Raw genomic sequence first — 16297 nt, 5'->3', positions numbered from 1 at the left:
TTTCAGTTCACGTTCAGACTTCATTCAGCTAGAGCACGTATGATAATGTTGAAGGAATGAGATAAGAGGAGTTTTGTGCTATGGAATCAATGCATCGTATTCGCGTTTTGCTAGTGGATGACGAGCCTCATATACTGCAGTTTCTGGCGCTTGGTCTGCAAAATGAAGGGTTTGAGGTGCGAACGGCCCCCGATGGGGAACGTGCGATAATGGAAGCAAGCCGCTTCGAGCCGCATATCATCGTACTGGATGTGATGATGCCGGGAATGGACGGACTTGCGGTATGCAGACGTTTGAAGGCGGAGGGCCGAGATGTCGCGATCATTATGCTTACCGCGAAGGACGAGATTGATGATCGCGTGAAGGGCCTCATGATTGGAGCGGACGATTACATGGCCAAGCCCTTCAGTTTCGAAGAGCTGCTTGCCCGAATTCAAGCAAGGCTGCGCAATCAGTTCCCGAGTCTGCTGGCTGAAATCCGGCTGGGCCCATTCACCATCGATGACCGGAAGAAAGAAATTGCATACCGGGGGGCAGCCCTTGAGCTGTCGCCTACGGAGTATAAACTGCTTAAACTGCTTGTGACCAAACACGGCAGCGTTCTGAGTAAAACGAACATTTTGAATATTGTGTGGGATTACGACTTTGGCGGAGAGGATAACATCGTGGAGGTTTATATCCGATCCCTGCGCGAGAAGCTCGGTGATAAGGAACACCGGGTCATTCGCACGCTTCGCGGAGCCGGCTACCGGGTCGATTTGCCATGAGTTTGCGAAACCGTGCACGTTCATCCGGGCCTACGTCGCTACGTACGCAGCTCCTATCACGATCCCTCATCGTCTTGGCGCTTCTGCTTGTGCTGATCGGCGCATGGCAATATGTATTGATGAAAAATGCCCTGTTCCGCAATCAAGCCGAGGCGCTTTCCCTCCAGGCTCGCTCTATCCCCGTGGAGCTATGGGAGCCTGATCGGGAGCCGCGCAACCGGCCTGCTGAGCGAAATAACGAAGCCCTTCCGGAAAATCCGCGTCAGGGTGATAGACCTATGCTCTTTCTGCCGAATATGTCGCTTGCCAAGATCGCAACGAACGGAAACTACACCGACCTGACCAGTGACACCGGTCTCTCCGCACCGCAGCTGACAGCAGAGGCTTATACCTCGATTCTGGAGCAATTCAAAGAGCGCCAGCCCGTTGCGTATGAAGTGATTGACAATACCGTAGGCACCGAGCAGATCGTTGTCTTTCGCCCTTACGGCAGCCCAAACAGCCCTTCCGGTATACTGCAGCTTGGGATGGATACACAGCCGCTGCATGCCGTTCTGTTGCGGCAGCTGCTGATTTTTGCCGTACTGGCTATACTTGCCATGGCTGCGGGGGTTGCATTGTACTTGCCTTTGCTGCGCCGGACGCTCCACCCGCTGAACCGAATGGTCGAAACGGTAGAACGCACGGACGCCGGAAACTTAGCGGAGCGTATTCCCGCCGTGCAGGGTCAACGGGAGATTGACCGCTTGGCCGAATCGTTTAACGGCATGCTGAAAAGGCTCGAAGATGCGTTTGAAACGGAACGCGAAGCCAAAGAGCAGATGCGGAGGTTTATTGCCGATGCTTCCCATGAGCTGCGAACGCCGCTCACTTCGATTCACGGCTTTTTGGAGGTGCTTGGCCGCGGGGCCGCCGACAACCCGGAGCAGCTGCATGCTGCACTATCCAGCATGCACGGGGAATCCAAGCGCATGAAGAAACTGGTCGAGGATTTGCTTCTGTTAGCCAAGCTTGACCGCAAGCCGGAGCTTCATCTGCAGGATATCCGGCTGGAGCGGCTGCTGTTTGAGATGGAGCCCCATTTGAGGATGCTTGCCCAAGGCAGGAAAGTAACGATTCAAGCAGCAGCCGTGCTGTGCCGGTGTGACCCCGACAAGATCAAGCAGGTCATCTACAATCTGTTTCATAATGCGGTGCAGCATACCGATGCTGCCACAGGGCGGATTACCGTTACACTGGATAGAACCAAGGACCATGCCGTACTGCTGGTCAGCGACAATGGAGCCGGGATTCCGAAGGAGCATCTGCCCCATTTATTCGAGCGCTTCTACCGCATCGATGAATCCCGGACCAGACAGCACGGCGGTGCAGGTCTTGGACTGTCCATCACCCAGTCCATTATTAACGCGCATGGCGGTCAGATGAGCGTGGACAGCACGGTTAACCAAGGAACGGTTTTCCGTGCGGAATGGCCGGGTATCATTCATCCCCTCCTTGATTGCTAAATAACACGAAATCAGAAAACAACAAAAAGGAGATCATGAATGCTCATGATCTCCATAGACTGGTCGATTGAATTTATCATAGTTATTTGTTTGGAAAACTCCCCCCGCTCTCCCTAATGTCACCTACTGTCTTCGCTCACGTAATTTTTCCTTATATCCTGACAATTTGGTACAATACAGACGGTACGAGAATGTCAAATGAAGGGACTATGATCGATATGTTCAAAATTTTCATTGTCGAAGACGATACCGGGCTGGTCGGCCTGCTGAAAGAATATCTTCATAAATTCGGTTACGCGACGCAGTCCGTTCATGATTTCGAAACGGTGCGCGATCAATTTGAATCTTATGACCCTCATCTTGTACTTCTGGATATCAATCTGCCTAAATTCGACGGCTACTATTGGTGCCGACAGTTCCGCAGCCTCTCCACCTGCCCGATCATCTTCATCTCCGCCCGCGACGGGAAAATGGATCAGGTGATGGCGCTGGAGAACGGCGCCGATGATTATATAACCAAACCCTTTGACTACGAGATTGTCATGGCCAAAATCAAGAGCCAGCTCCGGCGGGCCTACGGGTCCTATGCTGCCGGTCAGAATGAGCGTGTCCTCAGCGTTGCCGGACTCACGCTTGACGTTGAGCGTCTTTCCGTTTCGCTCGGACAGACCCAAGCGGAACTCAGCCATACCGAAGCCAAAATATTGGACGAATTAATGAAGAAGCCCGAGCAGATCGTCAGCAGGGACCGACTCCTGGAGAAAATATGGGATGATCAGGCCTTTGTGGACGATAATACGCTGAATGTGTACATCACCCGCGTCCGCAAGAAACTCACCGCCCTCGGAATTGAGGACGGTCTTCAAACCGTGCGCGGGCGCGGCTATCGGCTGGTACCGAGCTGGGGGGACGAAGCATGAGGCTATTTCTGCAAGAGCAGCGTCCCTTAATGATTGTCTATATCGCCCAGCTCCTTGTCGTAACCCTGATCTACAGGCTGGATGGTTATCGCAATTTGACGGTCAGCCTGTACGCGGGCATCATCAGCTTGCTGCTGCTGCTCGGCTATCTGGCCTTCCGGTTCATTGCCAACCGTTCCTTCTATAAACGATTGGAGCAGCCGCTCCCGGGAGAATCCCTCACCGGCGAATCCTCGGCAGAATCCTCCCATACCCCGCTCGCCGAAGCGCTTCATCAGCTGCTGAAAACCCAGTTCCGGCATTACACCACGGATCTGCATAACTATAAGCATAAGATTGAAGGCCATCTACAGTTCATCAACCAATGGGCCCACCAGATGAAAACGCCGATTTCGGTCATTCACCTGATCCTTCAGGATGACGATGACCCCCGTTTTGCCGCAATCGGCGACGAGCTGGACCGGCTCAAAAAAGGGCTTGATCTGGTGCTGTATACTGCCAGGCTTGATACGTTCGAGCATGATTTCCATGTGGAAAACCTGCCGCTTCAGCGAATCGTCCGGAATGTCACCTCCGAGCAAAAGCGTCTGTTTATCCGGCGGAGAATATACCCGTCCGTCCGGATCGATTCCGGATTAACGGTAGCCACGGACGAGAAATGGCTTTCTTTTGTGCTGACGCAGCTGCTGACCAACGCAGTTCGATATACGCTGAAGGAACAAGGCACCCTCTTTTTCAACGGCTACATCCGGGGGAATCAAATTGTGCTTGAAATCCGGGACGAGGGCATCGGTATTCCCCAAAGCGACCTGCCACGGGTGTTCGATCCTTATTTCACCGGAGAGAACGGTCGCCGGTTCCAGGAATCGACAGGCATGGGACTGTTTCTGGTCAAACAAATATGCGATAAGCTTGGACATGCCTTCGAAATCGAATCCAAGGTCGATGAAGGAACGACGGTCCGCATCGTTTTTGCGGATTCTGCAGGCCGCGTCGCACCATAAATTCCACCGGTAGATGGAAGGGAACGGCAGTACATGCTCTTTAAGAGCGCTGCGGCTTATTCCCCGATCTGCTTACGTCAGTAAAAGAAACCTTACAAGGTTGTAAGGTAACTGTAAGTTACGAATATGGCATAGACGCAAACGAATCTTTTACAATGATAACATCGTTATAGAGGAGTGAAGATATGCCCATCCTGAGCGTCAAGCATCTATCCAAAATCTACGAGGGCAAAGTGGCGTTCCAAGCGCTGAGCAATATTCACTTCAACGTCGCCAAAGGCGAATTCGTCGGCATTATGGGACCTTCCGGCAGCGGAAAAACGACGCTCCTCAATCTGATTGCCACCATTGATCAGCCCACGGCCGGGGAAGTGATCATAGGCGGACGCAATCCCCATCTGCTCAGCAGGAGCGATACCGCTCTGTTTCGGCGCCGGGAGCTGGGCTTCGTCTTCCAGCATTTCAATCTGCTGGATACGCTGACCGTTGAGGAAAACATCGTTCTTCCGTTAACGCTGGAGAGCATGCCGCTGGACGAAATGGGCAGCCGGCTGAACCGGATCGCAGACCGGCTCGGCATCGGGTCCATTCTGCACAAGCATACCTACGAGATTTCCGGCGGACAGATGCAGCGCACCGCCATCGCCAGGGCGCTCATTCAGGAGCCCTCCCTGATTCTGGCCGACGAGCCCACGGGAAACCTGGACTCCAGAGCCTCCAAAGAAGTGATGCAGACGCTATCCGCTTCGAGCAAAGAGGCTTCCGCAACGATTCTCATGGTCACTCATGATCCGGTGGCAGCCAGCTACTGTGACCGCGTCTTGTTCATTAAGGACGGTCAACTATATAATGAAATGTATTGCGGTGACAACCGCCAAGCCTTTTTCCAGAAAATCATCGACATGCTGGCACTGCTGGGAGGAGGAAGTCATGACCTTTCGACAATTCGCTTTTAGGAATGTCCTGAGGAATAAGCGGACCTATGCGGCCTATTTCTTAAGCAGTGCATTCTCCGTCATGATTTTCTTTGTGTGCGCGCTGTTCCTGTTTCACCCTTCCATCACGGACGAGATGTTCTATCCGGTTGTGATCCAGGCGATGGTCGGCGCAGAGCTGATTATGTACGTATTCTCGTTTTTCTTTGTACTGTATTCCGTCGGGGCTTTCTTGAAGACCCGCAAGCGCGAGTTCGGCATTCTGTTCATGCATGGCATGACGGACCGCCAGTTTAACAAGATGGTGTTTCTCGAAAATATGATCATCGGCGTAAGTGCGATTGCAACGGGCATCCTGTTCGGCATCATTACAGGCAAGCTGTTCCTGATGGCAGGCTCGGCCTTTCTCGGAGTCCCGCCCCTGCCGTTTCGACTGAGCCTGCGCGCGCTGGGGCTGACGGTCGCGAGTTATGTGCTGCTGTTCCTCATCATTTCGCTGTGCACACCCTGGCTGCTGCGGCCCAAAGCGCTAATCGACTTGTTCCAGTCCGGACAGCGGCCGAAAACCGCGCCCAGGACATCGCCGTGGTTATCCATATTGGCGGCTGCCCTGCTGTTGGTCAGCTACAGCCTGGCGGCCACGACAAGCGCATCGACCCTTGCGCTGCGCATGTTTCCGGTTACCTTAATGACGATGATCGGCACGTATCTGTTGTATACCCAGCTTGGAGTTGCTCTCGTGCGGAGGTTGAAGCAGAGCCGCCGGTTAGCCTGGAGAAGGACCAAGCTGATCTCGCTATCCAGCCTGCAATACCGGCTGAAGGATCATGCCCAGATGTTCTCGATGGTGACGATCGTGCTGGCCGTGTCTTTTTGCTCGGTAGGCGTATTTGCCTCCATCCCGGTGCTCACGAAGCAGTTCAACGAGGACTTCCCAGCCGCCATCGGTTATCTCGCCAAAACGGGAGATGCCTCCGAGGAGCAGCATTTGAACGAAATCCGGCATGAGCTTGAATCGAGAAAAATACCGTTTGAAACGCTATCGTTTCGCGTTAAATATACGGATGCCGTACTGGCATCGGCGCAGGTCGGTCCATCGGAGATTCCGTTGACACTGATCTCGTTCTCCGATTATAAGGCGGCCGTCGTGATGGCGGGACTGCCGTTTAACGAACAGCCGCCGAGCGGCGAGGAGGCCCTTGTCCTCATTGCTTCGCAAAACGACAGAGCTTATATCCGCAACCGGGATTACGCTTCTTACCGGCTGCGGGATTCCGACATCCGGCTGCGTGAAATCGGTTATTCCGATCATGTCGGCGTGCCGGAATATTTGCTGCCGGAGATGGATGACGATTCCCGTTTCGGCGGACTGGTCGTCAGCGACGACATCTTCGCCGCTATCACGGATCCGGTCCGGCAGGAACAGTACACCGGCTTCTACGTGGATGATTTTACGGAGACCGAGGGCATCGTCCCTCACTTGGCCCCGAGCGGTGCCGTGCGTTATGAGATGGACCGGCCTTACGCGCTGGCGGTCAGCGGCACACTGTTTGCCCTTCGGGACAGCCTGTACAATATGCTGCTCTTCGCGGCATTGCTTGTGGGCACGGTGTTTTTTATCGCGGCAGGAAGCTTCCTGTACTTCCGCCTCTATGCCGATCTGGATTATGACCGCAGGCATTATACCACGATATCCCGGCTCGGGATGACGGATAAGGAGTTCCGGCGGATCGTAACCGGACAACTGGCGCTGCTGTTTTTTGTACCGATCAGCCTTGCGATCGTGCACAGCATCTTTGCTTTCATCGCGCTGCAAAGCTATTTCTATTTATCCATTGCGGCTGAAATGGGCATTGTGCTGATCAGCTTCCTGATGATGCAGGTCCTGTACTTCTTCTTCATCCGCAGCCAATATTTGCGCAAGCTGAAGCAGACCCTTATATAAAGGATGGCAGAGACATCCTTATCTTTTGAAAGAGGTGTAACTTTTGGAAAACTGGATTACGGACATTATGGAGAAGTTCGGCTATGTCGGCATCCTGCTGATGATTGCCTTGGAAAACGTCTTTCCGCCGATCCCCTCCGAGGTCATTCTAACCTTCGGCGGATTCATGACCACCTACACGAAACTGACGGTGCCTGGCGTCATTATCGCAGCTACCATCGGATCTGTACTCGGTGCTGTTATTCTGTACGGGATTGGTCGCCTGCTCGATGTTGAGCGGCTTGAAAAAATCGTGGATCGCTGGGGGCATATCCTCCGCGTCAAAAAAGAAGACATCCGCAAGGCGGATGCCTGGTTCGATAAATACGGCTACTGGACCGTGCTGTTCTGCCGCATGATTCCGCTGATCCGGAGCCTGATCTCCATCCCGGCGGGGATGTCCAACATGAAGTTCGGCATGTTCCTGCTCTTCACGAGCATCGGTACCTTGATCTGGAACGTCATCCTGGTATCCGTCGGGGCCGCCGTCGGTGATTCATGGGAAAATATCGTGGCCTTCATGGACGTCTATTCCAATATCGCTTATGCTTTAATAGCTGTGGCCGTGATTGCGTTCCTGTTCTTTTTCTTCCGCAAGCGGAGAAAGTCAGCTTAAGTCAGCTTTGGATCATGCATTTCATGCCATTCATCATTCATATCATTACATTTAACATTTTTTTGTAAGGGAGAGACTATAGGTCATGGATTTTTTAACCATCCTCAAAGCAATTATTCTGGGAATCGTCGAGGGACTGACCGAGTTCGCTCCTGTATCCTCTACCGGTCATATGATCATCGTGGATGACATGTGGCTGAAATCCGAGGAGTTTCTGACGAAATACGTAGCCAACACGTTCAAGGTCGTCATTCAGCTCGGCTCCATTCTCGCCGTCATCGTGGTGTTCAAGGACCGCTTCCTGGATCTCTTGGGACTCAAGCGCAAAAAACCAGAAGCGGGCGTACCGGCGGGTATGGGCAGACTGAGACTCAGCCAGGTTATCGTCGGTTTGATTCCGGCGGGCGTGCTGGGCGTCTTGTTCGAAGACCTTATTGACGAGCATTTATTTTCTACCGAAACGGTGCTGATCGGGCTTGTGATCGGAGCCATCTTCATGATCGTTGCCGACAAGGTCAGCTCGAAAAAAGAGCCGAAAGTGGTCACTGTCGATCAAATTACGTACAAGCAGGCATTCAGCGTCGGACTGATTCAATGTCTGTCGCTCTGGCCAGGCTTCTCCCGCTCCGGCTCCACCATCTCCGGAGGCGTCATGCTGGGCATGAGTCACCGCGCGGCGGCTGACTTTACCTTCATTATGGCTGTGCCGATCATGTTCGGAGCCAGCTTCCTGTCGCTGCTAAAGAACTGGGAATACTTCACGCTCGAGGCTCTTCCGTTCTTCATCGCCGGATTCGTGGCAGCCTTCGTCTTCGCCTTGATCTCCATCCGCTTCTTCCTGAAGCTGATTAACCGGATCAAGCTGGTGCCGTTTGCGATCTATCGGATCGTGCTCGCTGCTATTATTGCGTTGGTGCTTTATCTGTAAAACCGTTCGTTCATGTATATTGAATGCACAAGATTGAAAAAAGGCGGGGCTGTCCCTAAGTCATCTTCAATGACTTTTGGGACAGCCCCGCCTTTTATTAAGGGTGCTAAATCTTTCTGTATGCTCTTTTGTTATAGAATTTCGTTTACCGCATTCGAGAACCATTTCGCGATGATTTGAGGCCTTGTGATGGCGCTGCCTACAACCACGCAATAAGCTCCCATTTCGATCGCTTTTGCAGCCTGCTCCGGTGTGTTGAAGTTGCCTTCTGCAATGACTGGCTTCTTACACTGCTTAATCAGTTCTTCCAGCACGGTGAACTTCTCCACATGCTGAGACTGCGGTGTATAACCAATAAGTGTCGTTCCAATGTAGTGGAACCCCAATCGATCTGCTCGCAACCCCTCTTCCGTTGTGGAGATATCCGCCATGAACTTCTGCGAAGGATATTTTGTAAAGATCGATTGCAGGAATGCCTCATCCTGATCCATCGTTGCTTGCACAGCAATAATCTCAACCCCCGTACCAACAAGCGCATCCACTTCGGTCATGGTCGCTGTAATGAACGATTGCATGCCCGGATAGTCTTTTTTGATAATGCCAATAATGGGCAACTCAACTTGCTTCTTTATTTCCTCGATGTCTTCAACGCTATTAGCACGGATCCCCACCGCACCGGATTCGGCTGCCGCAATGGCCATACGTCCCATAATAAATGAACTATGCAACGGTTCGCCTGGCAAAGCCTGACATGATACAATTAATCCTCGTTTCACAATATGTTCCCTCCATGCCATATCCTCTTTTATTCTTCTCCAATAGCCTCATTTATCTTTTGTTTAATTAAGTCGGCTTTTGCGCCAAATACAGCCTGAATCCCGCCTTTTACTTCCAATACTGCAGTAGCACCCAGTTCTTTAATTGTATCCTTATCTACTTTCGATACATCTTTGACTGCAACACGAAGTCTCGTAATACATGCATCGACATCTTCCAGGTTCTCCTTGCCACCAAGCGCATTCAGCACTTTCATCGCGGTCTCTCCAATACTGTCCTTGGATTCAACCGATACGCTCTCCCCATCACTTTCACGTCCCGGTGTCGCCACATTGAATTTCGTAATTAAGAAGCGGAACACAAGGTAATAGATGATAGCCCAGAAGAGCCCCACAATAATGACATAGATCCAATTAGTTTTGGCATTCCCCTGTAGAACCCCAAAGAGCATGAAGTCGATGGCCCCGCCAGAGAAGGTATTCCCGATACGAACGGATAACATATCCGCGATCATAAAGGATAGACCATCTAGAGCCGCATGAATCACATATAACCAAGGAGCGACGAATAAGAACATAAACTCAATCGGCTCCGTAATCCCTGTCAGGAACGATGTCAGCGCTGCACTAAAGAACAAACCAAACACAAGCTTGCGACGGTGCTTCGGAACGCAATGATACATCGCAAGACATGCCGCAGGAAGACCAAACATCATCGTAGCAAAACGTCCTGCAAAAAAACGGGTTCCTTCGGAGAACATTCCAACATGATTCGGATCAGCCAGTTCGGCAAAAAAGATTTTCTGCGCACCCACCACTTGCTGACCTGCAACCGTGGCGACACCGCCCAGCTCTGTGAACCAGAACATCGGATAAATCATATGGTGTAGACCGACAGCACCTGTAAGACGAAGCAAGAATCCGTATAAATAGGTACCGAAATATCCCATTCCGGCTATAGCAGTCCCTGCCGCTACCAGCCAGCCTTGAAATGTAGGCCAGATTAAGAAGAAAATCCCGCCTCCAAAAATAGCACTAAACGATGAGACGATCGGAATAAAGCGCGAGCCTCCAAAAAATCCAAGAAAGGAAGGTAATTGAATCCCCCGGTATCGATTGTTCAAATAAGTAACCAGGATACCAATGACAATAGCCCCTACAACTCCGGTGTCAATGGATTCAACGCTTGGATTAAATACCGTGATCATTGCACCAATCGATGCATTCATAACCAGGAACGAGACGGCTGCCGCCAGCGCAGCAGTACCTTTATCTTTTTTCGCTAACCCAACGGCAAGACCAATACACATGATTAGCGCTAAGTTGGCAAACACAACATTGCCGGCTGCCGACATAATTTGAAAAACAGCTTGTAAAAACCGCGTATTCAGAATCGGATATGCAGCAATCGTATTCGCATTCGATAAGGCTCCCCCAATCCCAAGCAGCAAACCCGCGGCAGGTAGGATTGCAATCGGTAACATAAATGACTTACCAAGCTTTTGCAACTGTTTAAACATGGATTTTCCTCCTATTGGATCAATCATTGTATTCCATCGCGATATGTCAATTCTACATCATGAAATTATTTTAGTAAATATAATTTCATTAAAATAATTTTATTAATTGGTAATTAATCTATGACACTTAGTATGAACAATGACAATAAAAAAAACCTGTGCCCCTCCAGTAGACGAAAAATACGTCAACTTCTGAGGTTCACAGGTACGATGAAAGCTTTATTATTAATCCATTCGATTGTGTTCAAGAATCGTATTAACCGTAATTTGCATCCGACTATTTAAATCCGGATCCGCGAGTAAGATCATGCATAAAATATCTATCGCATACATGACGGAAAATTGACTATTTACAAACCTTTCTTTATCAACAAACAATGTGTTGGAGACCAAAATAAAAGAGTCCACTTGTTGCGCAAGCGTACTTTCGGAGAAGCTGGTCAGACAGATGACTTTGCACCCATTATTCTTTGCAATTCTGGTTGCGTCGACAATGACAGACGTTTCCCCTGAACTGGAAATCGCAATAACGAAATCATTCTCATTCACTATCGAACTATTGATCAGCATTAAATGAGAATCCGTAATACTCTGCACATTGAAGCCCATACGCAGCAAGCGAAGCATCATTTCCTTCGCTGAAAGTCCCGAGCTCCCGATTCCGTATATATAAATTCGTGCTGCGCTCTTAATCGCTTCAGCAAGTCGATGCAAATATGTAATGTCCAGTAATTGATTCGAACGCTCAATGACCGTCTGATAGAATTTAGATACTTGAATGAGAATATTGTCCTCCGCCGAAGGAGCCGTCGCAGTACGAAGCCTGCCCAACTGAACCTTCAATTCGGCAAAATTATTGCAACCAATCTTCTTGCAAAAATGCGTGATTGTCCCATTCGAGACACCAACATGGTTCGCCAGCACAGATATATTCATGTTATTAATTGATTGACCTTCTTGAAGAATATAATTCGCTACCAACTGTTCTTTCTTCGAGAAACTCGGATATAACTGCTGAATAACCATATAAATATCCATTGAATCCACCACCGCCATTTGGGAATTATAACAAAAAAAGCATATGGATTCAATATTATTGCTATGGGCGTGAATGCTAGTGTCCATCCTGAATCCTAGTTCGTAAAAACGGGTATACAGAGAATGATATCGAGCTCGTCCGGAAGACCGATTTTTAGTAAACAACGTCCGCTCTGTCCGTCAACGAATATCATAAATGCGGGGACTTCGAGGAGCAGACTACTACAGTTGGTCCTTTGAATAATACCGTACCTTCTTACCATGACAGCTGGCGTATTCAATCTCGGCCCGAGTGCTGTCTCCAATATAGCCATTCACATCGATTACAAAGATTTCGTCCGACATATCGATTTTGCGGAAGTGCAGCTCTTTAAGCTTGCGCTCCTGCTCCTCCGTGATCTCGATCCCGTCGCTCTGCTCAAAAAAACCGACACTAAGAACGATATGTCCGCTTAACGTAAGCGCAGCTTCGACTTCCCGAAACTGTGCTTTAAACTTGGTCGAGCCGCATAGCGTTATTACCTGCATAGTACACCTTCCTTTTGGCAAATAGATGCTCGTACTCTTCAGAAATATCGTGGACAAGAAAAAATGCGGATGATAAAAGTTTCTAATGCGCTAAATGCTCTCTATGATTGTCATAATGATAGGGATAATTGCTCAAGACCATCATAGGAGTAAATATGGTGCAACGCAACCATTCATCCATGAAGAAAAAAAGAAAAAGCCCTCCGATAAGGAGGGACTTCTGCCTAATGGTTGTACGGGGAATCCCCTATCCATCGACGAGCCAGGATTCATTCATTCTCGTAGCAGCTTGAAACCCCTCCGCCTCACTCTTCAAACGATAAATTGGCAGGCTCCTCCAGCAGCTCATAGTGAAAGTCGAGGTTCGTCGTAGGTACGCTGAGATCCACCTCTTCAAAGCGGAAGCTGTCCACCCACACCTTGCCTGTCCCCATCAGCAGAACACCGATCGAAATCGTGGCGCTGTCCTCGGGTACGTCGAGTACGATCGCATAGTGATTCCAGTGCGTGCTGCCCACAATGCGCCGGTCATTCATATTATCGAATTGGAGCACGTCTTCCGCACGATTATCGACGCGCATCCACAGCCCGCAGTATTCTTTGATGTTCTCGGTTTTGACAAAGCCGGAGAACCGCATCCGCTTGCCCGCATACTTGTCGGCTTTGAACTGCTGCATCATGGTCGCAAAAGCGCCATCTTCCATTGGGGTAAGGGCTTTTAGGTAACCGGAAGTGCTTCCTTGGTGGACGGTGGACCGGTCGACGCCGATTTCATAATCATGCGGATGACTTCCGCTCAGAAACCAGCCTTTTAATGCGGATTGCGTTTGCTGCTGCATATGATCCTCTCCTTTTTGGTAGCTTGAGTGTTGAGCGTGAACCGCAAAGATTTTGCGGTAACGCCCCGGCGGCATGCCGTACAATTTTTTGAATGCTCTCGTAAACGACTCCTGACTCTCGAAGTGACAGTGCAGGGAAATGTCGATAATCGCAGCCTCGGAGTGCAGCAAGAGCTGTGCTGCATAACAGAGTCTTCGTTTTCTAAGGTAATCCGCGATATTCATGCCAACCTCCTTCCGAAACAAGCGGTGGAAGTGATATGGCGAAAAACCGGCATAGGATGCAATATCCGTGAGGGTCAGCTGCTCCTCCAGATGCTGCTCCATGTACGCTATACTTTTTTGAATGATACGCTGGGTACTCAAGGTCAGGCCCTCCTTTGTTATTAGGATACCAAACGGGAGAAGAGCGTTTTTGATCTTTTTTGCCAACATAAGAAAACCGTCTGTTGATGTGATTTCTCGCAAGACAAATCGCAAATAGCGGAAGCTGTCTTCTTGCCGAGATTAGGGAGGCTCAAGCTCTGAAGTTTAATCTTCTGAAATAAAAAAAGCCCCTTCGATTACGATAATCGAAGAGGCCTATTGCAAGCGAACTCATGCCATAAGAAAGCTAAGACGCGCCTCAGCAGAGGCGTGGCTCCGTGATTCACAGCAGCCTCGTCTCGAGCAGGAAAAATGTATGTCATCCCTGATGACTGTTTCCTCTACCCGTTGTAATTCGGCGGATCCCCGAACTCCAGAGCACTCCCGCATTATATAGCCGAGCGCATTCTGCTGAAAGGCTAAGCCGCATACCGCACCATTACCCCAGCGGTTTCAGCTGAACGGTACGCTTGGTGCTTGCGGATTCGTACGCTGCAATGGCTACACGGGCAGAATAGTAGCCGTCTTCCCCCGTTATTTCGACCGGCTTGCCATCGCGAATGCTGTCGATAAAGCTGTTGACGAGACCTGCGTCCATGTCATCGCCCCAGAAGCTCCACGCCGCTTTACCAGTTACATCGCTGTAGACATCGTTCTTCTGAGCAAAGGAATCAATGTTCAGCACACCCTTGGTGCCAATGATCTCAAGCGTTACATCCCCCCAGGTGGGGAAGGTGCGATTACGGGACCAGCTTGGGTCCAGTACAGCAACAACGCCATTCGCGAATTTGACGTGGACCATGCCGGCATCGTCAATCTCTGTGTCATGGAAGAGTGTTTCCGCATGGGCGTATACTTCCTCTGCCTTGCTGCCGGTAAACCAGTGCATCAGGTCCATCACATGGACGGTATGGTCCAAGACGGCCCCGCCGCCCGACTTCTCCCGTTCGATAAACCAGCCGCCCGGCATGCTTCCCCGGTTGGTTCCCTTCATGGCCAAAATTTCGCCGATTTGCCCTGCATCAATCGCTTCCTTCGCCTGACGAACGGACGTAATATAACGGCAAGGAAAAGCCGTCATGAGCTGAACGCCATGATCCTTGCACACTTGAATCATCTCCAGCATTTCGGACTCGGACAAGCCTAACGGCTTCTCGCACAGCACATGCTTACCCGCCGCAGCGGCAAGTTTGGTGAATTCCGCATGACGCGCATTCTCCGAACAGATGACAACCGCATCCAGTTCCTGTGCCAGCAATTCATTATAGTCTGCATAATACGGTATGCCCCGGTCCACTGAGTAAGGGCGCACGCGCTCCGCGTCTTCATCGGCGACGCCGACCACCTCGACATCATCTCGCTTCAGCATGCCAAATAGATAGCTCGCTGCATGCATATGAGCAAAGCTGATAAAGCCTACTTTAACTTTCTTCATGAAACCGTCCCTCCGATCATCACGGGCTGTCCAGTCTGAGCCGATTGCTCCGCTGCCTGAGCGATTTCAACGGCGTAGCAAGCATCCTTAATACTTACGAGCGGCTCGCTGCCGTTTCGGATGCACTCGATAAAATGCTGCACCTCGTTATAATAAGGGTCATACAGACTTGGGCTTGAAGGAACCTGTACGGCTGCTCCCTCGCCTGCCTCCGTATTCACCAGTTTAATGTCCAGAGACTGCACCTGATTGCTGTCAAATCTTATAATTCCCTGGTCTCCCGAGATCTCGAACTGCGTTGTAAACGGTCCGGGATACCCCCAATAGCCGGTTAGACTGGCGATTGCGCTATTTTTAAAATGAAGCGTAAGCTGGGCATACTCCATCTCAGGCTCATCCCGCTTAACAATGGAAGCATACACCGACTCCACTTCCCCGAACAGCCAGCAGGCAAAATCGATATCGTGAATCATGAGGTCCATGATAACACCGCCGCTCTTGCCCGGGTCGTTATACCATCCATCCATACCCTGCGGATACGAACCGTACCGCTTAAAGTGAGCCATCTTCGGTGTTCCGATGCTTCCGGAGTGAGCCTGCCGATAAGCGTCATGATAGTTCGGGAAGAACCGAACGACATGTCCGATAAACAACCGGACTCCGTGCTTCTCACAGGCTGCCTTCATTTCCTGTGCATCCTCCAGCGTTAATGCTGCTGGCTTTTCGCAGATGACGTGCAGTCCTTTTTCAGCTAACTTCAGTACAAACGGTTTATGGAGATAGGTGGGCAGACACACCGCAACCGTTTCCAAATCTTTTTGTTCAAACAGCGACTCTACATCCGTGTATGCCTTCGCCCCGGTCAAAGCTGCTGCCCGCTCAGCCCGCCCGGCGTTAATATCAACCACGCCTGTCACCGTTACTCCCGGCATTTTCGCCAAGTTGTGCGCATAGGCCGTTCCCATCGTTCCACAGCCCAAAATCGCTATATTCATGCTTATCCCTCCAGTATACCTGTAATGACTTGGACCAAAAGGTGATGCCGTATCCGTTGTCCGCGAATACTACTCCACCCTGTTACATTCTTCATGTGACATGACATTCCTGCCTATATTTCTCATGATTCGTGCTTTTTT

General features: G+C 50.5%; 15 protein-coding genes. 8 read left to right on the top strand and 7 right to left on the bottom strand.

Annotation, left to right across the window (positions count from 1 at the left end; all coding sequences use genetic code 11):
- Nucleotides 1-80: 80 nt before the first annotated feature.
- The 8 genes from PLA01S_RS25835 to PLA01S_RS25800 all read left to right on the top strand — a co-directional run bounded on the left by PLA01S_RS25835 (nt 81) and on the right by PLA01S_RS25800 (nt 8659).
- The gene (locus PLA01S_RS25835; protein ID WP_127594650.1) at nt 81-767 is read left to right on the top strand and encodes a response regulator transcription factor; all 687 of its coding nucleotides are present in this window, start codon (nt 81-83) and stop codon (nt 765-767) included.
- Nucleotides 764-2272: a sensor histidine kinase gene (locus PLA01S_RS25830; RefSeq protein WP_127594649.1), complete on the top strand. Its 1509-nt coding sequence runs from the start codon at nt 764-766 to the stop codon at nt 2270-2272. The genes PLA01S_RS25835 and PLA01S_RS25830 overlap by 4 nt, the downstream gene beginning before the upstream one ends.
- 218 nt (nt 2273-2490) lie before the next feature.
- Nucleotides 2491-3192 carry a response regulator transcription factor gene (locus PLA01S_RS25825; protein ID WP_127594648.1) on the top strand — a complete coding sequence of 234 codons (702 nt, stop codon included), beginning with the start codon at nt 2491-2493 and terminating at the stop codon, nt 3190-3192.
- Complete coding sequence (locus PLA01S_RS25820; RefSeq protein WP_127594647.1) at nt 3189-4196, top strand: HAMP domain-containing histidine kinase; 1008 nt, start codon at nt 3189-3191, stop codon at nt 4194-4196. The genes PLA01S_RS25825 and PLA01S_RS25820 overlap by 4 nt, the downstream gene beginning before the upstream one ends.
- Before the next feature lie 185 nt (nt 4197-4381).
- On the top strand, nt 4382-5152 hold the full coding sequence (locus PLA01S_RS25815) for an ABC transporter ATP-binding protein (protein ID WP_127594646.1): 771 nt from the start codon (nt 4382-4384) through the stop codon (nt 5150-5152).
- On the top strand, nt 5127-7076 hold the full coding sequence (locus PLA01S_RS25810) for an ABC transporter permease (RefSeq protein WP_127594645.1): 1950 nt from the start codon (nt 5127-5129) through the stop codon (nt 7074-7076). The genes PLA01S_RS25815 and PLA01S_RS25810 overlap by 26 nt, the downstream gene beginning before the upstream one ends.
- 43 nt (nt 7077-7119) lie before the next feature.
- Nucleotides 7120-7731 (top strand): DedA family protein, encoded by a 612-nt coding sequence (locus tag PLA01S_RS25805; RefSeq protein ID WP_127594644.1) that lies wholly within the window; start codon nt 7120-7122, stop codon nt 7729-7731.
- Nucleotides 7732-7816: 85 nt separating this feature from the next.
- The gene (locus PLA01S_RS25800; protein WP_127594643.1) at nt 7817-8659 is read left to right on the top strand and encodes an undecaprenyl-diphosphate phosphatase; all 843 of its coding nucleotides are present in this window, start codon (nt 7817-7819) and stop codon (nt 8657-8659) included.
- Between the two features lie 131 nt (nt 8660-8790).
- Here the strand turns inward: PLA01S_RS25800 and PLA01S_RS25795 are convergent, their stop codons facing one another.
- The 7 genes from PLA01S_RS25795 to PLA01S_RS25765 all read right to left on the bottom strand — a co-directional run bounded on the left by PLA01S_RS25795 (nt 8791) and on the right by PLA01S_RS25765 (nt 16156).
- Nucleotides 8791-9435: an N-acetylmannosamine-6-phosphate 2-epimerase gene (locus PLA01S_RS25795; protein ID WP_246059855.1), complete on the bottom strand. Its 645-nt coding sequence runs from the start codon at nt 9433-9435 to the stop codon at nt 8791-8793.
- A 29-nt stretch (nt 9436-9464) separates the two neighbouring features.
- Nucleotides 9465-10955, bottom strand: a complete 1491-nt coding sequence (locus PLA01S_RS25790) for a PTS transporter subunit EIIC (protein WP_127594641.1) — start codon at nt 10953-10955, stop codon at nt 9465-9467.
- 225 nt (nt 10956-11180) lie between these two features.
- Entirely contained in the window at nt 11181-12011 is an 831-nt protein-coding gene (locus PLA01S_RS25785) for a MurR/RpiR family transcriptional regulator (RefSeq protein WP_246059853.1), read from the bottom strand.
- Between the two features lie 204 nt (nt 12012-12215).
- Nucleotides 12216-12521 (bottom strand): hypothetical protein, encoded by a 306-nt coding sequence (locus PLA01S_RS25780; RefSeq protein ID WP_127594639.1) that lies wholly within the window; start codon nt 12519-12521, stop codon nt 12216-12218.
- Between the two features lie 305 nt (nt 12522-12826).
- A complete protein-coding gene (locus PLA01S_RS25775) occupies nt 12827-13726 on the bottom strand; it encodes a helix-turn-helix domain-containing protein (protein WP_127594638.1) in 900 nt (299 codons plus the stop codon).
- A 439-nt stretch (nt 13727-14165) separates the two neighbouring features.
- Nucleotides 14166-15161 carry a Gfo/Idh/MocA family protein gene (locus PLA01S_RS25770; RefSeq protein ID WP_127594637.1) on the bottom strand — a complete coding sequence of 332 codons (996 nt, stop codon included), beginning with the start codon at nt 15159-15161 and terminating at the stop codon, nt 14166-14168.
- Nucleotides 15158-16156: a Gfo/Idh/MocA family protein gene (locus PLA01S_RS25765; RefSeq protein WP_127594636.1), complete on the bottom strand. Its 999-nt coding sequence runs from the start codon at nt 16154-16156 to the stop codon at nt 15158-15160. The genes PLA01S_RS25770 and PLA01S_RS25765 overlap by 4 nt, the downstream gene beginning before the upstream one ends.
- Between the last annotated feature and the right edge of the window lie 141 nt (nt 16157-16297).

It is taken from the genome of Paenibacillus lautus NBRC 15380, assembly GCF_004000945.1.
Lineage (GTDB): Bacteria > Bacillota > Bacilli > Paenibacillales > Paenibacillaceae > Paenibacillus_AQ > Paenibacillus_AQ lautus.
This window is presented reverse-complemented; position numbering and strand designations above follow the sequence as displayed.